The organism is Flavobacterium gelidicaeli, from assembly GCF_013294005.1.
GTDB lineage: Bacteria > Bacteroidota > Bacteroidia > Flavobacteriales > Flavobacteriaceae > Flavobacterium.
The window spans coordinates 241,875-266,126 of the sequence record NZ_JABSNK010000004.1 but is presented as its reverse complement, the minus strand read 5'-3'; the positions used below and the strand labels follow the sequence as shown (position 1 = coordinate 266,126).

The following is a 24,252-nucleotide window of genomic DNA, read 5'->3' as shown; positions in this document are numbered from 1 at the left end:
ACAGCCCCATTTATCAGTTGATAAATGGGGCTGTTTGTATTTATTATACTTATTGATTACTCTTTTGAAGCTAAATATCTTTCAGCATCTAGTGCAGCCATACAACCTGTACCCGCAGCAGTAATTGCTTGACGATACACGTGATCTGCAGCATCACCAGCTACAAATACACCAGCAACATTTGTTTTAGAAGTTCCCGGTACGCTTACAATATAACCTGTTTCATCAAGTGTAATGTAATCCTTGAAAATATCCGTGTTTGGTTTATGCCCAATCGCTACAAAGAAACCAGTTACTGGAATCTCATAAGTCTCTTCGGTAGTTTTATTTAAAACCTCTACCCCTGTTACCACTTGTTCGTCTCCTAAAACTCTAAGAGTATCGTGGTTTAATAAAATTGTAATATTTTCTGTTTTACGTACGCGTTCTTCCATGATTTTAGAAGCTCTAAATTTTTCGCTACGCACTAACATAGTAACTTTTTTACAAAGTTTAGATAAATAGTGTGCTTCCTCACAAGCAGAATCTCCTGCACCTACAATTACTACTTCTTGATTTCTATAAAAGAATCCGTCACAAACAGCACAAGCAGAAACTCCACCACCCATTTGCAAGTAGTGTTGCTCAGATGCCAATCCTAAATATTTAGCTGAAGCTCCTGTAGAAATAATTACCGTTTCGCAATGCAATTCGATGGTATCATTAATCCATACTTTGTGAATATCACCACTAAAATCTACTTTAGTAGCCCATCCGTCACGTACGTCAGTACCAAAACGTTGTGCTTGCTCTTGCAACTGCACCATCATTTCTGGTCCTGTAATTCCAATTGGGTTTCCAGGCCAGTTTTCAACTTCGTTTGTAGTTGTTAATTGCCCACCTGGTTGCATTCCTTGATATAAAACTGGGTTCATGTTTGCTCTAGCAGCATAAATAGCGGCAGTATATCCTGCAGGACCTGAACCTATGATAAGGCATTTTATTTTTTCGATAGTATGTGACATAATCTTATTTTTAATTCATTTTTGAAGTTACAAATGTAGTTTTTTAATGAAAAAAAATACACATAAAAACATCAATTTTAGCTATTTAAAAATAATTACATTCTATTTCAATTTAATTCTTGCAAAAGTAAAAAAATGTTATATCTTTGCACCCGTCTTACGGGGTGTAGCGTAGCTCGGTTATCGCGCCTGCTTTGGGAGCAGGAGGCCGCAGGTTCGAATCCTGCCACCCCGACAAAAGTCTTTTCATTTATTTGAAAAGACTTTTTTTTTGGCTTAAAGCCAACTTTCAAAGTCTTTCTGTACTTTAAATTATTTTTTAGCATCACATAATTAGTAAAGACAATTGGATATTCTTATTTTATTTTCAATTAAAACCTTACTCCTATCTTAATAATTTACACTCTTAAAAAAAATATTATAATCCTTAAGGATCAATTATAGCGTAATGCTCCTCTTTCAAAAAAAACAATTCGGTTAAATTTTATTTGTTTATAAAAAGTACTGAATCCCAATAAAATAAGCGTTTTTACGAGAATCACCTATAAAATCAGTACTTGCAAAGTACTTGCTATTTTTTATCAAAGCCCAACAAATCAATGTTTAACAAATGTTAACAAAATAGATTTTTAGAAACCATAATAAATTGTATTTTTACGGTTCAAAATTTATAGAAACACATGGGCAAAATCATTGCGATTGCTAATCAAAAAGGAGGAGTTGGAAAGACTACAACATCAGTAAATCTAGCAGCTTCCCTAGGCGTTTTAGAAAAAAAAGTATTAATTATCGATGCCGATCCTCAAGCTAATGCTAGCTCAGGATTAGGAATTGATGTTGAGGGCGTAGAAATAGGCACTTACCAAATCTTAGAACACAGTAATACCCCAAGAGAAGCCATCATTAAATGTAGTGCTCCTAACGTGGATGTTATTCCTGCACATATTGACCTTGTTGCCATCGAAATCGAATTGGTAGACAAAGAAAATAGAGAGTACATGCTTAAAAAAGCATTAGAAAGCGTTAAAGACGAGTATGATTTTATACTTATTGACTGTGCTCCCTCTCTTGGTTTGCTAACTCTAAATGCGTTAACAGCCGCAGATTCAGTAATTATCCCTATTCAATGTGAATATTTTGCACTTGAAGGTTTAGGTAAATTATTAAACACAATAAAAAGTATTCAAAAAATACATAATCCTGACCTTGATATTGAAGGATTACTATTGACTATGTATGATTCAAGATTACGTTTGTCAAATCAAGTAGTTGAAGAAGTTCAAAAACATTTTAATGATATGGTTTTTGAAACTATCATTCAAAGAAATGTAAAACTTAGTGAAGCACCAAGTTTTGGAGAAAGTATCATTAACTATGATGCAACAAGCAAAGGAGCAATCAATTATTTGCACTTAGCGCAAGAAATTATAAAGAAAAACAGTAAATAGTTTTATGGCAAAAGCAATTAAAAAACAAGCCTTAGGAAGAGGATTATCAGCATTATTAAAAGATCCAGAAAACGACATTCAATCCGTTAATGATAAAAACGCTGACAAAGTTGTAGGAAATATAATTGAGCTTGAAATTAGTGCTATTGAGATAAATCCATTTCAACCGCGTAGCAATTTTAATGAAGATTCTTTAAAAGAATTAGCTATTTCTATTAAAGAGCTAGGGGTTATTCAGCCAATTACTGTTCGTAAATTAGACTATAATAAATTTCAGTTAATCTCTGGAGAACGTCGTTTACGTGCTTCTCTTTTAGTGGGATTAACTACCGTTCCTGCATACATACGTATCGCTAATGACAATGAATCATTAGTAATGGCATTAGTTGAAAACATTCAACGTCATGACTTAGACCCAATTGAAATTGCTCTTTCATACCAACGATTAATGGATGAAATTCAATTAACTCAAGAGCAAGTAAGTGATCGCGTAGGAAAAAAACGCTCTACAATTGCTAATTACTTACGTTTATTAAAACTGGACCCAATTATCCAAACCGGAATTCGTGATGGTTTTATTAGTATGGGACATGGTCGCGCTATAATTAATATTGAAGATTTAGATATTCAAACGGATATTTATCATAAAATTGTAAGTCAAAATCTCTCTGTTCGTGATACCGAAGCTTTGGTTAAAAACTACCATGAAAGCTTAAAACCAAAAACAACAGCGAAACCCGCGACAGCTTCATTTGAAATTAACCCCTCCGAAAAGAAGGTTTTCAATGACTACTTTGGAAATCTTGTTGATGTAAAAGTTGCTAGTAATGGAAAAGGAAAAATCACAATTCCGTTTCAATCAGAAGAGGATTTTAATAGAATACTTGAATTAATTAAAAAATAGGTGAACAAGTTAACGCACATAGGATTATTATTTTTTATTCTAAGTAGCTTTTCTGCTTTAGCGCAGGTAAAAACAGTTTTACCTGTAACAGTAAAAGACACCTTAAAATCAACTAGTAACAATATTGATCCACTTACACCAGCAAAAGCAGCGTTTTATTCTGCCATACTTCCAGGTCTAGGGCAAGCTTATAATAAAAAATATTGGAAAATTCCTTTAGTATATGGTGCTATAGGAACGAGCCTTTATTTCTATTTAGATAGCAATAAAAAATACCATTTATTTAGAGATGCTTATAAACGTAGACTAGAAGGATATACTGATGATAGTTTATCTAATTTAGATGACAGCCGTTTAATTGCTGCTCAAAAAGTGTATCAACGCAATAGAGATTTATCTGCATTATTTATTGCAGCATTTTACGCTTTAAATATTATAGACGCTAATGTTGATGCTGCTTTATTGCAGTTTAATGTTGACGGAAATTTGTCTCTTAAACCTGTTCTTTACCCAAATGATGTAACATATAGAACAAACGTAGGACTAACACTTAACTATAGTTTTTAGAATCGAAAAAGAAACCTTCTTTTTGGCCTTTCTTATAAATTATCAAAAATATATCAAATGAAAATTGCACTTTTAGGATATGGCAAAATGGGCCAAGTAATCGAAAGAATTGCTCTTGAAAGAGGACATGAGATTGTCCTAAAAAAAGACCAAAACAATAGTTACGACGGACTTGAAAATGCGGATGTAGCTATAGACTTTAGTGTTCCTTTGGCTGCTGTTAGTAATATTTCAAATTGTTTCAATGCAAATGTACCTGTAATTTCAGGAACTACAGGATGGCTAGACCATTATGATGCTATGGCACAGTTATGCAAAGATAAAAAAGGTGCTTTTATCTCCAGTTCTAACTTTAGCCTTGGTGTAAACATCTTTTTTGAACTTAATGAATATCTAGCTAAAATGATGGCTAAACTAAATAGCTATAATGTGACAATGGAAGAAATTCATCACACACAAAAACTAGATGCACCAAGCGGAACGGCTATTTCTTTAGCTAAAGGAATTATAGAAAACAGTACTTATACAGCGTGGACTTTACAAAATCCTGAAGCTAACCAAATTCATATTGAAGCAAAAAGAATCGGTAGTGTTCCTGGAACACATACCGTAAACTATAATTCTGAAGTGGATAGTATTGAAATAAAACATACTGCTCACAACCGTGAGGGATTTGCACTAGGAGCTGTAATAGCTGCTGAATGGATCATTGGAAAGGAAGGAATATTCTCCATGAAAGACGTACTGGATCTAAAATAATTTTGCCTATAAAGGCGTGACTGCCTCAACTTTAAATATATAATTATGACACTATATCAATGGTTTGTGTTTTTTTTACTGATTCAAATTGTTCACTTTTTAGGAACATGGAAATTATATGAAGCCGCAGGAAGAAAGCGTTGGGAAGCAGCAATTCCTGTTTACAACGCAATTGTATTAATGAAAATCATAGGAAGACCAACTTGGTGGACCTTATTACTTTTCATCCCAATTATTAACTTAATTATGTTTCCAGTAATCTGGATTGAAACATTAAGAAGTTTTGGAAAAAGAACTAGCTTAGACACTTTTTTAGGAATAATTACTTGTGGTTTATACATCTACTACGTTAATTACACACAAGACTTAAACTATACCGCTGACAGAACTTTAAGTCCACAAAATAAAGCCGCAGACACAGTAAGTTCTCTATTATTTGCCGTAATTGTAGCTACATTTGTACATACTTATTTTGTACAACCCTTTACAATTCCTTCTTCTTCTCTTGAAAAATCATTGCTTATTGGTGATTTCTTATTTGTGAGTAAAGTAAATTATGGCGCTAGAGTACCTATGACCACTGTAGCATTACCTATGGTTCATGATTCTATACCGCTTACAAAAAGCAAATCATATTTAAAATGGCCTGAATTACCTTATTTTAGATTGCCTGGAGTTGAAGATATTAAACGTACAGATATTGTTGTATTTAACTGGCCTGTTGATACTGTTCATTACTTTTTTGAACCTAAAGGAAGACCTGGAGTTATCAAACCTGTAGATAAAAAATCAAACTACGTTAAGAGATGCGTAGGTATTCCTGGAGACACACTTTCTGTAAAAGACGGAATTGTTTACATAGACGACAAAGTGCTGCAGTTACCTGAAAGAGCTAAACCTCAATTTTCTTATGAAGTTGCTTTAGATGGTAAAACAAACATAGACTTTGAGTACTTATTAAAAAAATTAGACATTACAGATCCTGCTTATTTCAAGAATCCCGAAAAAAGAGATACACTAATGTTTAGTGCTCTTACCGCAGCTAGTGCTGAATATTTAAAAAGTATTCCTGGAATAACTGCAGTTACAAGACGTATCGCTAAGACTCCTGAAAGTGGAATTTTCCCTCACAACACTAATTGGAATCAAGATAACCTGGGACCAATATACATTCCGCAAAAAGGAAAAACTGTAGCACTTAATAGTGAAACACTTCCTTTTTATGAAAGAATAATTAGCACATACGAGTTAAATGATAATGGTGAAAAGAACGATTTAAAGGTAACTGGTAATGAAATCAGATTAAATGGGGTAGTCATTAAAGACTATACTTTTAAACAAAATTATTACTGGATGATGGGAGACAACCGCCACAACTCCGAAGACAGTCGTTACTGGGGCTTTGTTCCTGAAAACCATATTGTAGGCAAACCTGTTTTTATCTGGATGAGCTGGGATACAAACGGAAAAGGATTCAATAAAGTGCGCTGGGACAGAGTTTTCACCACAGTAAGTGGAGAAGGACAACCACAGTCTTACTTTAAGTTTTTCTTAATTGCATTGGCAGTATTTTTTGTTGGTGAATACTTTTGGAAAAAAAGAAAAGAGAATAAAGCATAATCAAAAGTTTAATTATCGAAAGTCATAAAGTTATTCCTAAAAGAGTACTTTATGACTTTCTATTTTAGTAATACTTTTAATTTATATAAAAATGAATACCTTATTACATCCTACCTACTTCCCTTCAATAAGTCATTTTGTTGCTATAGCAAAAGCTGATAAAGTGATTTATGAAATAGAAGATAATTTTCAAAAGCAGACAAATCGTAACCGAACTTATATTTATAGTCCAAACGGAATACAATTATTAAACATTCCAGTTAGACATGCTAAATTAGGGCACCAAAAAACGAAAGACATTCAAATTGATTCCGACTTTGACTGGCAAAAACAGCACTACAAATCACTAGAAACAGCGTATAAAAACTCCCCGTTCTTTGAGTTTTTTGAAGACGACTTGCGTTTAATTTTCGAAAAAAAACACAATTTTTTATTGGATTTAAATTATGAAACTCTAGATTTTGTATCTAAAAGTTTGCGTAAAAAATTTGATTTTGATACCACTACAGTATACCATCATGAAGTAAATATAAATCTCTTCTTGGATCATCGCAATCTAGTAAATGGAAAGAAAGATACTTCTTCATTTGCTGCCTATACACAAGTTTTTGATGACAAACATGGCTTTATAAACAACTTAAGCATACTAGACTTATTATTTAATGAAGGGAAATTTACTATAGATTACTTAAAAGAACAAACGCTTTAAGAAATATAGTATAAAAATTTTAATCCATAGAAAGCTCAGCCATTATAGGGTAATGATCTGAATTTTCAAAATCTGAGAAGGTCTCAAACTTTTTGACTTTCATTTTTGCATCAGCAAATATATAGTCAATTCTTGCTGGGTAATATCTAAATTTATATGTTTTTCCAAAGCCAACGCCGGCTTCTTCAAAAGCGTCCTTTAACCCTCCTTTTATTCCGCGATACACATAAGAATATGCACTATTGTTCATATCCCCACATATAACAATAGGATAATTACAATCTTTTTTATGCTCTTTAAAAATCTCTGCTTGCTGTTGCTGTTGCTTAAAAGCTTTACTGATTCTAGAAAGCATCATTTGTGATTTCTCTTGATTGATGACATCAATGTTTTCGGAAATCTCATTTACATCTGGAGATATTTTTATAGACTGTAAATGCATATTATACACTCTAATGATGTCTTTCCCTTTTTTTATATCAGCGTAGATTACATTATTATTCGAGTTAGGAAACGCAATATTTCCTTCTTTAATAATTGGAAATTTCGAAAAAATAGCTTGCGCTGTTTTAATCTTATTTCCCTGCATTAAAATAAACTTATGACGGTATACTTTCAAATCAATATTAGCTGAATTAGAGTACTCTTGAATACATAAAATATCCGGATTCTTATCGTTAATAAAGGACAGTATATTTCCAGGAACATCTTCTTTATCCAACCATTTAAAAAGATTAAACAAACGAACATTATAACTCATTACAACAAAAGCTTTATCATCATCAGGAAGTTCTTTTGCTGAAAACTTATAAAATTTATTTATAAAAGTGATCCCCATTAATAGTACTAAACCTGACAACACCATCGTCTTTTTAAACTGGATACCCCAATATATAAAAAACAAGCCGTTAAGTATAAAAAATAGCGGCATGATCAACGTTAACACCGAAAGAATAGGAAACATTTTTGGTGCCAGAAAAGGAAGCACATACGCAATAAATGTTACCAATATTAACAACATATTTAATAAATACATGCCTTTATTGAACCAAGAAAGGTTTTTCATATTTTTGATTGTTCAGTGATTATTGTGGTACAGTTACAACGTTTAAATACAATTATTATTTACCTGTTTTAAACAAAAATTCTTTCTCTTCTTTAGACAAACTATCATAACCTGATTGGCTAATTTTATCTAATATTTCGTCAATTTGTTGTTGTGCTTTATCCTTAGTAATTATTTTTGATGTAGCCCTCTCCTTAACAGGAGGTTGATAATTTTTATGTACTTTCTTGAAAGGCGACTTATTTGATTTTTTAAATAAATTAGTAAAAAAATCGACCACAGCGGTAACCATCTTACTTAAATCAGTTCCGTTTTTTAATAATTGAATAAATACAAATCCAAAAAAAGCACCCGCTAAATGCGAAATATGACCTCCCGTATTGCCCAAACGAAACTGCATAAGATCTAAAATTAAAATCACCGCAGTAACATGCCATAATTTTACATTACCAATAAACATTAATCGCAAATTCATTAATGGTTGGTAAGTAGTTGCCGCTACTAAGATTGCCATAATTGCTGCCGAAGCGCCTACAATACCTGAACTTATATTTAAAAAGTAATAACTTGTTATAAAAACAATTCCTGCAAAAACAGCACTCAAAAAATACAATCCCAGAAATTGCTTTTGAGTAAAAAAAGTTAAAAACAACCTGCTTGAAAAATTCAATATAATCATATTGAAAAACAAGTGCAGCAAACCATCATGAAAAAAAGCATAAGTTAAAAGCGTCCAAGGAGAATAGATAAAAGGATTAGGATCTGTTTTTAGTGCAAGCCAAGACGGAAAATTAAAACTATTTCCTTGAAAGTTGTAGAAAAAAACCAATGAAATCAGAAAAAAACCAACATTCCAGTAAATCAACCGATGTGCTATTCCTCCAAGCTTGTATTGTAATTTTAAATCTTCTAAAATATTCATCCTTTTAGTTTAGCGTTTATACTCCATTCTTCACGCAAGCATTATTTAGTTCCAACGTTTATTATTAAACTGGTTTTTTTTCCAAATCCACACCATAATCAAACCTGTAATTGCACCACCTATATGAGCATAATGCGCAACACCTTGACCAATCCCCATGAAAGAATTACCTAAGATACCAAAAAAACCATCATATAAAAGCATCCATATTGGCACGAAGTATTTTGCTTTAATAGGCACAGGGATAAACATAAGTGCTAACTCAGCATTAGGAAACATAAACGCAAAAGCAACTAGTAAACCGTAAATAGCACCAGATGCTCCTACAACCGTACCCATATAAGCACCAGTGAAGTTTTGAAATTCAGAAACTGTTAATAATTCTTGCCATTGTGTATTAATTTTACCTTCATTTAATAGTTGTAAAACTTCTGTTTTAGAAAAACCATTTGCAATAAGCGTATTCAAACTTTCGTTAAAAAAGTAATAATTAACTCCTGTATGCAATAAAGCAGCACCTAAACCACAAGAAATATAAAAGAAAACAAACTTTTTAGTTCCCCAAATATTCTCAAGAACAGACCCAAAAGAATACAAAGCAAACATATTAAAGAAGATATGCATGAACCCGCCATGCATAAACATGTGGGTAATAATTTGCCAAAAATGAAAATTTTCATTTTCAGGAAAATACATGGCTAGAAATTTATAAGCACCATCTCCTACGATTTGTGTACCAATAAAAAACAGCACATTAATTATCAATAATTGCTTTACTGCTTCGGTTAAATTTTTCATAATGCAAATTTTTTATCTATATCTTCCACACGCATGGTGATGAAAGTGGGTTTTTGAAATGGGGAAACATTTGGATCTTTACAAGCAAAAAGTCCGTTGACTAAATTCTCTTGCTCTTTGACCGTTAATGAAGTCCCTGTTTTTACAGCCAAACTCTTGGCCATTGATTTAGCTATTGTATCATTTTGACTAAAACTACTCTCTGGTATTCCATCATGCAAATCACTTAATAATTGCTCCAACACTAATGAAACTTCACTTTCTGTAACATTTACCGGTGTCCCTGAAATCATAATATGATCCGCCTTAGTTTCTTCAAAAACAAAACCAGTATTTATCAAAGACAGCTTCAATTCCTCAATAAGTTCCATCTCTACAGATGAAAAATACAAATCCAAAGGAAATAACAATTGCTGACTTGACGCTTGTTGCACTGTCATATTAGTCAAAAATTGCTCGTACAAAACACGTTGATGAGCACGCTGTTGATCCACAATAACCATTCCTGATTTTATAGGAGATACAATATATTTTTTATGAATTTGGTACGCATTATTAACTGTTTGCTCTACATCTTCATCATTAAATAAAGACCCTGTAACCGCTTCGCTTTCAAACGAAATCTCGTCACTATTATTCCCTGAATCATTATCTAAACCTACATACAAACTTTCCCAACTAGGCCCTTGCTCTGACTTTTTAGGGTAAGTAGACGGAAACGATGCCGAGGAAGCTGAGGAATAATGTTTGTTTATTTTATCATCAGAGAACGGATTAAAACTCCTATCCACCTGTATCGTAGGAGTTTCCCCTTGTAAATCCTTATAACTATAAGGTGTATCTAAATTAGAATCTCTATCAAAATCTAAAACTGGAGCTACATTAAACTGTCCTAAACTGTGTTTTATAGATGCTCTTAAAATGGCATATAAAGCATGTTCATCATCAAATTTAATTTCTGTTTTGGTAGGATGAATATTGATGTCAATTGTATTTGGCGGTACTGTTAAATACAAAAAGTAACTAGGTTGTGCACCATCTTTTAAAACACCATCATAAGCAGCCATAACCGCATGGTGCAAATAACCACTTTTTATGAAACGATCATTTACAAAAAAGAACTGCTCTCCCCTACTTTTCTTAGCAAATTCAGGTTTACCTACAAATCCTTGAATAATAATAATATCTGTTTCTTCTTGAACTGGAACTAATTTTTCATTTGTTTTACCTGAAAAAATATTTACAATTCGCTGTCTCATTGTTGAAACTGGCAAATTAAACATCTCACTTCCGTTATGGTAAAAGGTAAAAGATATTTTTGGGTGTGCCAATGCGACACGTTGAAACTCATCAACAACATGACGATATTCTACCGTATCCGACTTTAAAAAATTGCGTCGTGCAGGAATATTGAAGAACAAATTTTTAACTGCAAATGAAGTCCCTCTTGGCAAAACAGCCACTTCTTGAGAGACAAATTTACTCCCTTCAATAACAATTTGTGTCCCTAGTTCTTCTTGATCTTGTTTGGTTTTCATTTCAACATGAGCAATTGCTGCAATAGAAGCCAAAGCTTCACCACGAAATCCTTTAGTACTCAATGAAAATAAATCTTCGGCTAATCTAATTTTTGAAGTAGCATGACGTTCAAAGCACAAACGAGCATCAGTAACACTCATTCCTTTTCCGTTATCGATCACTTGTACTAATGCTTTTCCAGCATCTTTTATAATCAATTTAATATCCGTTGCATTAGCATCAACAGCATTTTCAAGTAGCTCTTTAACAACTGACGCTGGTCTTTGAACTACTTCTCCAGCAGCAATTTGGTTCGCAACATGATCAGGAAGTAATTGAATTATACTCGACATTAAAAATTTTATTTTGAAGTTTTAAAAAATTAAGCTAGTAAGCTTATAAAGTATACAAATTTAACAAATTTCCATTGGCTTTAAGCCTTTAGACCGTCATAAATAAAACAAAAAAACCTATACCATTTTTAGAACAGTATAGGTTTCATAATGAAATATTTACTTCTTTATTCTTCTATTTTCAAAGGCAAATCTTCAATTTGCAATTGTCCAGAAGCTAGTAAAGCTTGTTTTTTATATTCGTGAGTTAAAGAGGCTTGTTGACGAATAAAAGCCATTTTGATTGCAGCAATAGCAGCCTCAGTACCTTTATTTCCGTGAATACCACCGCTTCTATCTATAGATTGTTGCATTGTATTATCAGTAAGCACACAAAAAATAACTGGAATATCCGTTTGAACATTCAGGTCTTTAATTCCTTGAGTAACACCTTCACATACAAAATCAAAATGTTTTGTTTGCCCTTGAATAACACATCCTATAGCAATAACTGCATCAACATTTTGCGTTTGCAACATTTTTTTACAGCCATAAATAAGCTCAAAACTCCCAGGAACATTCCAACGGATGATATTAGAATCAACCACTTCATTGTCTAAAAAAGCATCGTAAGCTCCTTTATAAAGTCCTTCAGTAATGGTGTCATTCCACTCAGAAACTACTATTCCAAAACGAAAATCTTTCGCCTTAGGAAGTGTGCTTTTATCATAAACAGATAAATTTTTATTTACGGTAGCCATTGTATTATTTTTTAAATTTAGATTTTAAATCTGAATTTTGATTATTGTGCCATCCCAATTAAAGCATCAACTTGTGCTGCTTCTGGAGCGGTATCAAAATTATCTTTAATATCAGTAAAGTATTTTAAAGCATCTTCTTTTTTACCTAAAGCTAAAGCTGTTTTTCCAGCTTTCAACAAGAAACGCGGTGTAGTAAAATCATTTTTATTAGCAGCAACTGCTTTTAAATAATTATCTAAAGCCTCTTGTTGTTCATTCTTTTGAGAATATGCATCTCCAATTGCTCCTTTTGCTAAAGCATTCAAAACAATATCTTCTGATTTAAATTTCCCCAAGTAATCAATTGCCTCAGCATATTTACCTGTGTTCAAGTAAGCAATACCAGCATAGTAATTAGCTAAGTTTCCTGCATCAGTACCTGAGTACTCATCTGCGATTTTTATGAATCCAAATTTCCCTTCAGATCCGTTTAATGCTAATTTATAAAGTGAATCACTAGCAACTCCTTCAGTAGCTAATTGAAAATTATGTTGTGAAACAAACATTTCATCTGCCGCCTCAAGTTGTTTTGGCTCTGCAATAAACTTTTGATACGCTAAATACCCTACAGTAAGTAAAGCAACAGCACCTACAAAACCAATAATTATTTTTTGATTCTTAGCTACCCAGTCTTCCGTTTTAGAAGCAGTTTCGTCTAATTTCGAAAAAACTTCTTCAGTAGTACTGTCTGTTCCGTCAATATTAACATCTTCAACTGTATCTTTTACTTCCTTTTCTTTTGGAGCCTTATATCCTCTTTTACTGTAAGTAGCCATTTAAATTTATATTTAGTGAACCGCAAAAATAAAATTTTTATTCAAACCCACGCAAAAAAACAAGATTTTTATATTTAAATATAAAAAAACTATTTATTTAGCGCATCATCTTATCATTACAAAGATAAAACTTTAACAACAGAAAAACGTTAAAAGAGTATTATATCGATATTTTTCAATAATTTTACCCACTCAATAAACACCACTCAAAAACAATAAAATCTTCAATACCAGCAAGCCTTAAATGTATTTAAAAAAAATCTCCTTATTCAATTATAAAAATTTTGCAGAAGCTACTTTTGAGTTTGAAGGTAAGATCAATTGCTTTGTAGGTAAAAACGGAATTGGCAAGACAAATGTGCTTGACGCCATCTATCATTTAGCTTACGGAAAGAGTTATTTTAACCCTTTGGCCGTACAAAATATCAAACACGGAGAAGATTTTTTTGTAATTGATGCTGAATTCGTCAAAAACGAACGCACAGAGCAAATTGTTTGCAGTTTAAAAAAAGGGCAGAAAAAAATATTAAAACGCAACGGTAAAGCCTACGATAAATTCTCGGATCATATAGGATTTATTCCATTAGTGATTATCTCTCCTGCAGATCGCGACTTAATTGTAGAAGGAAGCGAAACGCGAAGAAAATTTATGGACAGCGTTATCTCTCAATCAAATCCTGAATATCTACAAAAATTAATTCAGTATCAAAAAGTGATGAGTCAGCGCAATGCACTATTAAAATATTTTGCCTTAAATCATATTTTCGAAAAAGACACCTTAGCGATATATAATGAACAATTAGACGCTTTTGGGAGTTATATTTTCGAAAAAAGAAAAGAGTTTATAGCAGAGTTTATTCCTATTTTTAATAAACATCATTATGCCATTGCTGGTAATGAAGAAGCCGTACAAATTGTCTACGAAAGTCATTTGTTTCAAAAAGATTTACTGAGTCTTTTTCATGAAAATATAAATAAAGACAGAGCGCTGCAATATACAAGTGTAGGCACGCACAAAGACGACTTAGCCTTTGAAATTGACGGACATTTGATTAAGAAGTTTGGCTCACAAGGCCAACAAAAATCATTTCTAATTGCTTTAAAATTAGCACAATTTGAATTTCTAAAAAAACAAAGTGGCGTAAAACCATTGCTTCTTTTTGATGATATTTTTGACAAATTAGACGAAAATCGCGTTGCTAAAATCGTAGAAATGGTAAACAGTGCTACTTTTGGTCAATTATTTATATCAGACACACACCCGGAAAGGACGGAAGCAATTGTAAAATCAACACAACAACCCTATCAAATATTCAATTTATAATCGCTAACTTAGATTCGACTCTAAAAAACTTTTATAAATAGCTACTTTATATTAATTAAAATAACCAATATCATGAAACAATCACTTTTAATCTTTTTACTTTCTAGTTTTCTTTTTTTTAGTTGTCAAAAACAGTATTCACAAAGCGTAACCACCATAAGTCCTGAGGCTTTTGCTGAAAAAATAGAAAGCATACAAAATGCTCAAATTATAGATGTGCGAACTCCTGAAGAATTTAGCGCAGAGCATTTGCTTAACGCCAAAAATATAGATTGGCTAGGAACTCAATTTGAAGCAGATGCTAAAAAACTAGACAAAACAAAACCTGTTTTTGTGTATTGCAAAAGTGGTGGAAGAAGTAAAAAAGCGTGTAGTAAATTAAACGAATTAGGTTTTACTACTATTTACGAAATGGATGGAGGCTTTTTAAAATGGAGTGCAACAGGGCTTAACGTACCCTCAGTTAAAAGTACAGGAATGAGTAGTAAAGAATATAAGATATTATTAGATAATGATAAAAAAATATTAATTAATTTTTATTTAGAATCATGCGATTTATGCAAAGATATGGATCCGTATTTATCTTCTCTTAAATCTGAGTTAGCCAGTAAAGTTGTTATCATAAGTATAAATGCAGATGAAAACAAAACTTTAATATCTCAATTAAATCTTGAAATACTCCCTACTCTTATACTTTACAAAAATGGAATAATTAAATGGAGACATTCTGGATTTATAAATGAAAAAGACCTAAGAACACAACTACAAAAGTAATAAGATGCTTTCAAAAGACTCACTACAATTTCTAGATGACTTAAAAGCAAATAACAATAGAGATTGGTTTATTGCTAATAAAAAAAGATATGAGATCTTCAAGAAAGATTACCATCAACTGGTAGCTGCTTTTCTTGACATCATGAAACCTTTAGATCCTTCACTTGAAATGCTAGAAGTAAAAAACTGTACTTTTAGAATCAATAGAGATATACGCTTTTCTAAAGACAAGTCGCCTTACAAATCACATGTTGGCGTTTGGTTATCCTCCGGAGCTAAAGGCAACAATAGAGCAGGTTATTACGTACATATAGAAAGGGGCGCAAGCTTTATTGCGGGTGGTTTTTACTCCCCTCTACCGGATGATTTAAAAAAAGTGCGCAAGGAAATCGCCTTTTTTCATGAAGATTTAGAGGAAATCATCAACAATAAAATTTTCAAGAAAGAGTTTGGAACGTTTGCTCGAAATGAAAAAAGTACTCTTAAAAACCCACCAAGAGGATACGACAAAGAACATCCTGCTATAGAATTATTAAAATTAAAAAGCTTTGAAGTACTTCAAAAATTTGACATTAATGAAATTACGCAAGAAGATTTTGTAACTAAAAAAAGTAAAAAACTATTGCTTTTAAAACCGCTAAATGAATTCATGAATCGTGCCCTAGCTGTTGATGATGACTTCTAAACAATAGTAATGATAAAAAGAAAAATACTTTTTTTAGGTGAAACATATCGAGCTGACGCCATTACTTGGTGCAAAGGTTTAATAGAATTTGGTGACTTTGAAATTATCAGCTGGGAATTAAAAACGCCATCAAACAACCTTATCAACCGCTTATTAAGAGGAGCCGAATTTATAAGTGCTCCTTTTAGAATAAAAAAAATAATCAAGTCGTTCCAGCCTGATCTTGTAATTGCCGAAAGAACTACCAGCTACGGTTTTCTTGCAGCACTCTCAGGTGCAAAGTGCATTGTTATTGCACAACAAGGAATTACGGATTTATGGCCCATACACTCTTTTAGTTATCCCATAAAAAAAATAATACAGCGATATGCATTTAAAAAAGCAAACCTGATTCACGCTTGGGGACAAGTTATGATCCCAGCAATGATTGCCGCTAAGGTAGATATGAAAAAAGTAATGGTTTTACCTAAAGGAATTGATCTTGAATCTTTTAAACCAAATACTTCGCTTGAATCTAAAAAAATTAGCGCCGTGGTAACGCGTTCTTTAACGCCAGAATACCGCCATGAAATTATTTTAAAAGCTTTTGGTATGCTGCAGCAAAAGGGAATTGACTTTGAACTCACCTTTATTGGTGATGGTAATTGCATGAATGATTTAAAAAAACAAGCTACACAATTACAACTCAATCAGAAAGTAAAATTCGTCGGAAGAATTTCGTATCCTGATTTACCACACTATTTACAAAAAGCCAACTTTTATATTAGCATGCCCAATACCGAGGGAGTTTCGGCTTCTTTATTTGAAGCAATGGCTACAAACTGCTACCCAATTGTCACAAACTTAAAAGGAAACCAGCAATGGATTACAAACAATCAAAACGGATCTTTGATTCCAATAGACGATTACAAAACCCTTGCCGAAACTATTTTGACTACTTTTGAAAATGAAAACTATCGCAAAACAGCAATTACTTTCAATGAAAAGCAAGTACGAGAAAAAGCAAATTACAAAGTCAACATGACCTTAATTGCAACTCAATATCACGAACTTATTCTGAGTTCCCAAGACCAATAACTATGTGCGGAATAAACGGTATTTTACATCTTCAGTCACAAAAAAGAGTAGTCCTTAATTGCTTGACAAAAATGCGCGACGCATTAGAGCATAGAGGCCCTGATGATAAAGGGGTTTTTATCGAAAATAATATTGGATTAGGACATAGACGCCTCTCCATATTAGATGTTTCTGCAGCTGGTCACCAGCCATTTATTTCTGAAAATAACCGTTATGTACTGGTTTACAATGGCGAGATATACAATTTTAAAGATTTTTACCCTGAATTAAAAAGCAAAGGACACACTATAAAAACGAGCTCTGACACTGAGGTTTTACTCCTACTCTATCAACTATACGGCCTTAAAATGCTCCATCGCCTCAACGGAATGTTTGCTTTTGCCATTTGGGATAAAGACGAAAAAAAACTCGTTATAGCCAGAGATAGAATGGGTGTCAAACCTTTATACTATTCTTTTTATAATGAAACGCTTTATTTTGCTTCAGAGCAAAAAGCCCTATTTACAGCAGGCGTACCGTTAAAAATAGCGCAAGATGGCGTCGAAGAATATATTTTTAATCGTTTTGTTGCTGGAGAAAACACTTTATATCAAAACATAAAAAAAGTGCTTCCTGGTCACCATATTACAATTCATGAAAACGGAAAAGTAGTCTCTGAAAAATGGTGGGATTTAAAAAAAAAAATTCAAAACCAACCTATAATTAAAGATCCTGTTGATTGGTTTAGAAACACATTTGATGAATCTATAAAACTCCGTATGGTCAGTGATGTTCCTGTAGGCGTTTTATTGAGTGGTGGTTTAGACTCCTCTTCTGTTTTAGCTTCCTTGAAAGCTCAAAATTTCAAAAACATACAAACTTTCAATATTGGTTTTAAAGAAGTAGAACATAATGAATCACATTTAGCAAAAATGCTTTCACACCAATTTGGATACGATTTTCATTCCATACAACTTGAAGACGATAAACTATACGATAGCTTATTAAATGCTACTTATTTTCAAGACGAACCTATTATGCACTTAAACGAACCGCATCTTTTAACGATTGCTCAAAAAGCAAAAAGCAGCGTTAAAGTATTACTATCAGGCGAAGGAGCCGATGAATTGATGGGTGGTTATGTGCGTTACAAAGCCTTGCAACACCCGACTTTATTAACTGCAATTGCCGCACTAGGAAACTTAGATTTTTTTGCTAAAAAACCCCGTTATGAAAAATTAACACGTTACGCTAAAATAAAATCACAAGCCGACTTAGTATTCTATAATGGATCGAATATTTATCCTCAGGATATTGCAACAATGTTTGGTATGCAAACGGCTCCAAAAAACGACTATAGAAATAAGATTTATAAAGAAGCCAAAGAACTATACCCAAATAATTTAAGACGTCAAGCCTTATATTTTGACCAACATACCTACTTACAATCATTATTAGATCGAAACGACCGCACCACAATGGGCGCTTCTATAGAGTGTAGAGAACCTTTTCTAGATCAACGATTAATAACTGGATTAGGTAGCCTTGATGACAAATGGCTTTTTACAGGTAAAAAAGGGAAATACATATTAAAAACAGCCATGCAAGAACGCTTACCTCAAGAAATTTTAAATTTTAGAAAAATAGGATTAAGCGCACCATGGGGAGATTATTTAGTAAAAAGCGCCGTTTTTAAACAAGAATTATCGGCTTTTGCTAAAAGCGACCTTTTTGAAATGTCCTATTTTAAAAATATCGACAGCCGTAAACTTATTCATAACCTAGAAAAAGGAGATAACAGAATGACCGCATACATAATGCCGTTATTTATGATGCATATTTGGTTGAAAACCTATGCAACTAAATTTTAATTCTTACTTTTGAAACTTGTTCACCTTAATACAAAGCATTTACTTTTATGGAAATTCAACATAATTTTTCTTTAAAAAACTACAATACTTTTGGCATCGAAGCCAAAGCAAAACAATTCATTGCAATAAAGTCTGTTACCGAATTAAAAACACTTTTAGCAACAACCCAATCAGTTACTAAATTCATATTAGGTGGCGGCAGCAATATGCTATTAACGCAGGATATTGACGCACTTGTAATACATATTGATCTAAAAGGAAAAAAAATAATTGACGAAGATGAGGATTTTGTTTGGGTCGAAAGTCAGGCGGGTGAAAACTGGCATGAATTTGTGCTATGGACTATAAATCAAGATTTTGGCGGACTAGAAAACATGTCGCTTATTCCTGGAAACGTAGGCACAACACCAGTTCAAAACATTGGCGCTTACGGCACCGAAATTAAAGACTGTTTTGTTTCATGCAATACGGTTGCCATTGCAAATCAAGAAAGTGTTGCATTTAATAAAGAAGAATGCCATTTTGGATACCGCGAAAGCATTTTTAAAAACGATGTAAAAGACCAATATATCATTACATCAGTAGTTTTTAAATTGACCAAACGCAACCATAAAATAAATACTTCATACGGAGACATCACAGGCGAATTGGATAAAAAAAACATAACAATTCCCAGTTTAAGAGACGTTAGTAATGCCGTTATTGCCATTCGTCAAAGTAAATTACCTGATCCAAAAGAATTAGGAAACAGCGGAAGTTTTTTTAAAAACCCTATCATTTCTAAATCTGAATTTGAACCTATCCACGCTAAATTTCCAGAAATGAAATATTTTGAAATCTCAGCAACCGAAGTAAAAGTCCCTGCAGGATGGTTAATTGAGCAAGCAGGTTTTAAAGGAAAACGTTTTGGTGATGCTGGTGTTCATAAAAACCAAGCTTTAGTTTTAGTAAATTACGGCAACGCTACTGGTCAGGAAATTTTGGATGTATCCAAAGAAATACAGCAAACTATATTCCGCACGTACGGCATACATATTGAAGCCGAAGTCAACATAATCTAGTATCAAAATATACACTACTGACATTTATAAGAATAAAAATACTGAAGAAATAAACCAATTTATCCAAGAAAATGGTTTTGACCTTTTGATCAATTAAACAGCTTTAAAATTATGCATTACGCATATTCCGTTAGTATTAAGTACAGATGAAACGAGAAACACTATTTTAGAAGGACAGCTATCAAAAGAAAATCCAGTAAAAAGCTGATGACTTAACTACTAAAATAATGCTACAAAGCCGCGGAATTGTAGCCTTTGAAATAAATATTACTGCAATTGAAGCTACTAAAAAGTTATCTCAAAATAGAGATACAAAAAATTATCAAAACATTATTTTGGAGTTAGAAAAGAAAGTGCAACCAGAAGCTATAGTAATAGCATAAGAAATGAAAAAATGTCCTCGATAATTTATTATAAAATTCATAATTTAAAATATAAACTTACTAATTGTATTCATACCTTTGCAGACGATTTAAACACACATTAAACTCTGATGCTTATACTAATTCTTTACTTTTTTATTTTTATTGTTTTTCTTCAGGTTCTTTACTATTTAGTTGTTTTTGGGAAGTTCGCTTTCGCAAAAAAGCAAAAAGTAACCCCTAAAAAACTACCTATTTCTGTAATTGTTTGTGCTAAAAACGAAGAGGAAAATGTAAAACAATTCATTCCGCTTTTAGCTGAACAAGATTATCCCGACTTTGAAATTATCTTAATCGATGATGCTTCTAGTGATAATACGTTAGAACTTTTTGAAGAATTCGAAAAAAAATACAACAACATCCGCCTTGTAAAAGTTGAGAACAATGAAGCTTTTTGGGGTAATAAAAAATATGCATTAACTTTAGGTATCAAAACAGCAAGTAAAGATTACCTCCTTTTTACAGATGCTGATTGTTACCCAACTTCAAAAGATTGGATCACAGCAATGAGCTCACAATTTACAATGCAAAAAACGATTGTTTTAGGATATGGTGGTTATGAAAAAATAGCAAAATCGTTCTTAAATAAAATAATTCGTTTTGAAACGGTAATGACAGCATTACAATATTTTTCTTGGGCTAAAATAGGAAGTCCTTATATGGGTGTAGGAAGAAATCTAGCCTATAAAAAAGACGTTTTCTTTAATGTAAATGGGTTTATCAACCACATTCAAGTTCGCTCAGGTGATGATGATTTATTCATTAATGAAGCCGCAACAGCAAAAAACACAACTATAGCTTACTCTCCAGATAGTTTTACGTATTCTAAACCTAAAACAAAATATTCAGACTGGCTTACGCAAAAGAGACGCCATATTGCAACAGCAAATTTTTATAAAAAAAGAGATCAAATAAAGCTTGGTGTTTTTTATTGCTCTCAATTGTTATTCCTTATTTTACCTATAATTTTATTAGCATTTCAATTTCAATGGATAATTGTACTCTCCTTGATTTTAATTAGATATAGCTGCGCTTGGACAGTGGTAGGATATACTGCAGGAAAATTAAATGAAAAAGATTTAAAATATTGGTTTCCTATTGTCGAAATAGTACTTATATTCACACAAATTAATATATTTTTCGCTAATATTTTCTCAAAACCAGCAAATTGGAAATAATAACTCAAATAGAAAAAGCTAAAAAAGGGGACCAAACTGCCTTTACCTTTCTATTGAATCATTACTGGAATGAAGTGTATGGTTTTATACTCAAACGAACAGAAAATGAAACTAGTGCTGAAGATATCACCATTGAAACATTCTCTAAGGCATTTGACAAAATAGCCACTTACAATCCTGAATTTCAGTTTAACACCTGGTTAATTAGTATTGCTAAAAATGTACATATTGATTTATTACGCAAAAAGAAATCCAGTCTTTTTGTTGAGATCACTGACAAAGAAGATCAAAAAGCATACAATATTGCAGATACCACTCCATCTGCAGAAGACGAATTGATTACTGAACAAAACCTTTCTCGCTTATTACGTTACATTAAAGAGCTAAAACCACATTATCAAGAAGTAATTCAATTGCGTTATTTTCAAGAAATGAGTTATCAAGAAATAGCTACAACTATAAATGAACCATTAAGTAATATAAAGGTAAAATTGCTTCGCGCTAAGAAGCTACTGGCTGAAATCATTAGAAACAAAAGGTAAACACCACCCATTTCACACTTAAAAAATGATATGTTTAAATTATTTTAAACATATTAACAAATTAAATGCTTTTGTATTTAAAAATTAACTAAATTACAGTAATAAAATTCTTGTGATTTTCGTTTTAACTTAAATACCTTTTTGCTTATGATTTAATAATTACCTAACCTTTAAATCTTTAAACTATGTCAAAACAAAGCATCTACGAAGCGAACTGGATTAATCTAGTTTTCGAGCACAAAAACAAGGAATACGGAGCCTACCAATTGCGTCAAGACAGCGGAAAAACATCTTTGACTGCACTCTTCATAGGTGTGTTATTATGCGCAACTATAGTGTACATCCCTAAGGTAGTAGGATTATTTCAAACTAGTAGTACGATAACATCTTCTTCTCCATTAGACCCAATTGAGAGAATTATTGAAATCGCAAACATACCCCCTCCAGTAGCTGAACCTATTAGAGAAATGCCAGCGGTAAAATCAATTGTGGAGAAAATCCCCGAAGTTACTATTAAAAAGCAATTAGTAAATCCTACGATTGTAAAACCTGAGCTTGCAACGCCAGATATAGCAACTAATGTTGAGGCTGTTGTCATACAACCAACCACTAACAACACAGCTGGAGTTATAGGTAAAAACCCTACCCTTCCTTCAAAAGGTAACAATGTAGTTTTTAGCACACCTACTAACTATGGTGACACGTTAGTAACAAGCGCTATTTTAGATAAATTACCAGAATTTCCAGGAGGAATCAATAAATTTTATGCTTTTGTGGCTAATAAATTTGAATCTCAAGAAATTTACAATGAAAAAACCCTAAAAATATATGTATCCTTTGTGGTAGAGAAAGACGGCTCAATGAGCAACATACAAGTAAAAAATAACCCTGGTTACGGATTAGACAAAGAAGCTATTCGTGTTTTGAAATCAATGAGAACAAAATGGTTACCAGGAATGATCGATAAACAAGTAGTTCGTACTGCCTACAACTTACCCATAATGGTTCAAGTAAATTAATAATTTAAAAAGCATAATCTAACCGATTATGCTTTTTTTATTTTACAAAACAACTTTTTTACAAATTAAGTATCTGATCGTTTAAAACGTCATGTTTGAAAATAGCTACTAAAACAAAAACCACTTTCTTCTAATAAAAAAGTATCTCAAACCTTGGGATGTTAATCGCTATATTTTAAATACACTTTACCTATCTTTGTAGTATTGAAAATTAATTTATGGAAACTATTATAGATACTAATTTACCTGTTGCAAAACCAAAATGGCTAAAGGTAAAACTCCCAATAGGACAAAAATATACTGAGTTACGTGGCTTAGTAGATAAATATAGCTTAAATACAATTTGTGCTTCTGGTAGTTGTCCAAATATGGGCGAATGCTGGGGTGAAGGAACTGCTACTTTTATGATTTTAGGAAATACCTGCACTCGCTCTTGTGGTTTTTGCGGTGTAAAAACAGGAAGACCTGAAACAGTTGACTGGGATGAACCTGAAAAAGTAGCACGCTCTATTAAAATCATGAACATCAAACATGCAGTAATTACTAGCGTTGATAGAGATGATTTAAAAGATGGTGGATCAATTATTTGGATTGAAACCGTAAAAGCTATCCGTAGAATGAACCCAAATACTACTCTAGAAACTCTGATTCCTGATTTTCAAGGAATCGAAAGAAACATAGACCGTGTAGTTGAAGCAAATCCTGAGGTAGTTTCTCACAATATGGAAACAGTACGTAGATTGACACGTGAAGTACGTATTCAAGCAAAATACGACCGAAGCCTAGAGGTGTTACGTTACCTGAAAGAAAAAGGAATCAAGCGTACCAAGTCTGGTATTATGTTAGGTCTTGGTGAACAAGAAGATGAAGTTTACCAAACAATGAGAGACCTTCGCGATGCTAATGTTGATATTGTGACTATAGGTCAATACTTGCAACCAAGTAAAAAGCATTTGCCTGTTAAAGAATTTATCACGCCTGAGCAATTTGCAAAATACGAGCAATTTGGATTAGAATTAGGTTTCAGACATGTAGAAAGCGGACCTTTAGTTCGTTCTTCTTACAAAGCACAAAAACATATTTTATAAAATATTTAG

Annotated in this window: 24 protein-coding genes and 1 tRNA gene; 18 read left to right on the top strand and 7 right to left on the bottom strand. The window is 32.6% G+C overall.

The window, feature by feature from the left end:
* Window positions 1-56: 56 nt before the first annotated feature.
* The gene (gene trxB, locus HNP99_RS07910; RefSeq protein WP_173836907.1) at window positions 57-1,004 is read right to left on the bottom strand and encodes a thioredoxin-disulfide reductase; all 948 of its coding nucleotides are present in this window, start codon (window positions 1,002-1,004) and stop codon (window positions 57-59) included.
* 160 nt (window positions 1,005-1,164) lie between these two features.
* Here trxB and HNP99_RS07905 point away from each other — a divergent pair.
* The 7 genes from HNP99_RS07905 to HNP99_RS07875 all read left to right on the top strand — a co-directional run bounded on the left by HNP99_RS07905 (window position 1,165) and on the right by HNP99_RS07875 (window position 7,011).
* Window positions 1,165-1,239: transfer RNA gene (locus HNP99_RS07905), tRNA-Pro, on the top strand.
* A 445-nt stretch (window positions 1,240-1,684) separates the two neighbouring features.
* Window positions 1,685-2,452: a ParA family protein gene (locus HNP99_RS07900; RefSeq protein ID WP_173852835.1), complete on the top strand. Its 768-nt coding sequence runs from the start codon at window positions 1,685-1,687 to the stop codon at window positions 2,450-2,452.
* A gap of 4 nt (window positions 2,453-2,456) precedes the next feature.
* Window positions 2,457-3,356 carry a ParB/RepB/Spo0J family partition protein gene (locus HNP99_RS07895; RefSeq protein ID WP_173852834.1) on the top strand — a complete coding sequence of 300 codons (900 nt, stop codon included), beginning with the start codon at window positions 2,457-2,459 and terminating at the stop codon, window positions 3,354-3,356.
* A complete protein-coding gene (locus HNP99_RS07890; protein ID WP_173852833.1) occupies window positions 3,357-3,923 on the top strand; it encodes a DUF5683 domain-containing protein in 567 nt (188 codons plus the stop codon). It begins immediately after the preceding gene.
* 57 nt (window positions 3,924-3,980) lie between these two features.
* Window positions 3,981-4,682 (top strand): 4-hydroxy-tetrahydrodipicolinate reductase, encoded by a 702-nt coding sequence (gene dapB, locus HNP99_RS07885; protein WP_173852832.1) that lies wholly within the window; start codon window positions 3,981-3,983, stop codon window positions 4,680-4,682.
* Window positions 4,683-4,727: 45 nt separating this feature from the next.
* Window positions 4,728-6,302 carry a signal peptidase I gene (gene lepB / locus HNP99_RS07880; protein ID WP_173852831.1) on the top strand — a complete coding sequence of 525 codons (1,575 nt, stop codon included), beginning with the start codon at window positions 4,728-4,730 and terminating at the stop codon, window positions 6,300-6,302.
* Window positions 6,303-6,393: 91 nt separating this feature from the next.
* The gene (locus tag HNP99_RS07875) at window positions 6,394-7,011 is read left to right on the top strand and encodes a WbqC family protein (RefSeq protein ID WP_173852830.1); all 618 of its coding nucleotides are present in this window, start codon (window positions 6,394-6,396) and stop codon (window positions 7,009-7,011) included.
* A gap of 19 nt (window positions 7,012-7,030) precedes the next feature.
* Here the strand turns inward: HNP99_RS07875 and HNP99_RS07870 are convergent, their stop codons facing one another.
* The 6 genes from HNP99_RS07870 to HNP99_RS07845 all read right to left on the bottom strand — a co-directional run bounded on the left by HNP99_RS07870 (window position 7,031) and on the right by HNP99_RS07845 (window position 13,223).
* Window positions 7,031-8,077, bottom strand: coding sequence for an endonuclease/exonuclease/phosphatase family protein (locus HNP99_RS07870; protein ID WP_173852829.1), 1,047 nt, complete (start codon window positions 8,075-8,077; stop codon window positions 7,031-7,033).
* A 55-nt stretch (window positions 8,078-8,132) separates the two neighbouring features.
* Window positions 8,133-8,999: a rhomboid family intramembrane serine protease gene (locus HNP99_RS07865; RefSeq protein WP_173852828.1), complete on the bottom strand. Its 867-nt coding sequence runs from the start codon at window positions 8,997-8,999 to the stop codon at window positions 8,133-8,135.
* 45 nt (window positions 9,000-9,044) lie between these two features.
* Complete coding sequence (locus HNP99_RS07860) at window positions 9,045-9,797, bottom strand: rhomboid family intramembrane serine protease (protein WP_173852827.1); 753 nt, start codon at window positions 9,795-9,797, stop codon at window positions 9,045-9,047.
* The gene (gene mutL / locus HNP99_RS07855; RefSeq protein WP_173852826.1) at window positions 9,794-11,668 is read right to left on the bottom strand and encodes a DNA mismatch repair endonuclease MutL; all 1,875 of its coding nucleotides are present in this window, start codon (window positions 11,666-11,668) and stop codon (window positions 9,794-9,796) included. Before mutL ends, HNP99_RS07860 begins: the two co-directional genes overlap by 4 nt.
* A gap of 167 nt (window positions 11,669-11,835) precedes the next feature.
* The gene (ribH, locus tag HNP99_RS07850; protein WP_173852825.1) at window positions 11,836-12,408 is read right to left on the bottom strand and encodes a 6,7-dimethyl-8-ribityllumazine synthase; all 573 of its coding nucleotides are present in this window, start codon (window positions 12,406-12,408) and stop codon (window positions 11,836-11,838) included.
* Between the two features lie 41 nt (window positions 12,409-12,449).
* Entirely contained in the window at window positions 12,450-13,223 is a 774-nt protein-coding gene (locus HNP99_RS07845; RefSeq protein WP_173852824.1) for a tetratricopeptide repeat protein, read from the bottom strand.
* 244 nt (window positions 13,224-13,467) lie between these two features.
* Here HNP99_RS07845 and recF point away from each other — a divergent pair, with 244 nt between their 5' ends.
* The 11 genes from recF to lipA all read left to right on the top strand — a co-directional run bounded on the left by recF (window position 13,468) and on the right by lipA (window position 24,243).
* Window positions 13,468-14,547 carry a DNA replication/repair protein RecF gene (recF, locus tag HNP99_RS07840; protein WP_173852823.1) on the top strand — a complete coding sequence of 360 codons (1,080 nt, stop codon included), beginning with the start codon at window positions 13,468-13,470 and terminating at the stop codon, window positions 14,545-14,547.
* Between the two features lie 72 nt (window positions 14,548-14,619).
* Window positions 14,620-15,321, top strand: coding sequence for a rhodanese-like domain-containing protein (locus tag HNP99_RS07835; protein ID WP_173852822.1), 702 nt, complete (start codon window positions 14,620-14,622; stop codon window positions 15,319-15,321).
* 4 nt (window positions 15,322-15,325) lie between these two features.
* Window positions 15,326-16,006 (top strand): DUF2461 domain-containing protein, encoded by a 681-nt coding sequence (locus HNP99_RS07830; protein ID WP_173852821.1) that lies wholly within the window; start codon window positions 15,326-15,328, stop codon window positions 16,004-16,006.
* A gap of 9 nt (window positions 16,007-16,015) precedes the next feature.
* Window positions 16,016-17,083 carry a glycosyltransferase gene (locus HNP99_RS07825; protein WP_173852820.1) on the top strand — a complete coding sequence of 356 codons (1,068 nt, stop codon included), beginning with the start codon at window positions 16,016-16,018 and terminating at the stop codon, window positions 17,081-17,083.
* Between the two features lie 2 nt (window positions 17,084-17,085).
* Window positions 17,086-18,933: an asparagine synthase (glutamine-hydrolyzing) gene (gene asnB / locus HNP99_RS07820; protein ID WP_173852819.1), complete on the top strand. Its 1,848-nt coding sequence runs from the start codon at window positions 17,086-17,088 to the stop codon at window positions 18,931-18,933.
* 47 nt (window positions 18,934-18,980) lie between these two features.
* A complete protein-coding gene (murB, locus tag HNP99_RS07815; protein ID WP_173852818.1) occupies window positions 18,981-19,994 on the top strand; it encodes a UDP-N-acetylmuramate dehydrogenase in 1,014 nt (337 codons plus the stop codon).
* Between the two features lie 227 nt (window positions 19,995-20,221).
* Entirely contained in the window at window positions 20,222-20,377 is a 156-nt protein-coding gene (locus tag HNP99_RS17690) for a hypothetical protein (RefSeq protein WP_254596835.1), read from the top strand.
* A 110-nt stretch (window positions 20,378-20,487) separates the two neighbouring features.
* Window positions 20,488-21,594, top strand: a complete 1,107-nt coding sequence (locus HNP99_RS07805; RefSeq protein ID WP_173852817.1) for a glycosyltransferase — start codon at window positions 20,488-20,490, stop codon at window positions 21,592-21,594.
* Window positions 21,585-22,136 (top strand): RNA polymerase sigma factor, encoded by a 552-nt coding sequence (locus HNP99_RS07800; RefSeq protein ID WP_173852816.1) that lies wholly within the window; start codon window positions 21,585-21,587, stop codon window positions 22,134-22,136. The genes HNP99_RS07805 and HNP99_RS07800 overlap by 10 nt, the downstream gene beginning before the upstream one ends.
* A gap of 185 nt (window positions 22,137-22,321) precedes the next feature.
* Window positions 22,322-23,155 (top strand): energy transducer TonB, encoded by an 834-nt coding sequence (locus tag HNP99_RS07795; protein WP_173852815.1) that lies wholly within the window; start codon window positions 22,322-22,324, stop codon window positions 23,153-23,155.
* Between the two features lie 218 nt (window positions 23,156-23,373).
* A complete protein-coding gene (gene lipA / locus HNP99_RS07790) occupies window positions 23,374-24,243 on the top strand; it encodes a lipoyl synthase (protein WP_173852814.1) in 870 nt (289 codons plus the stop codon).
* Window positions 24,244-24,252: the final 9 nt, after the last annotated feature.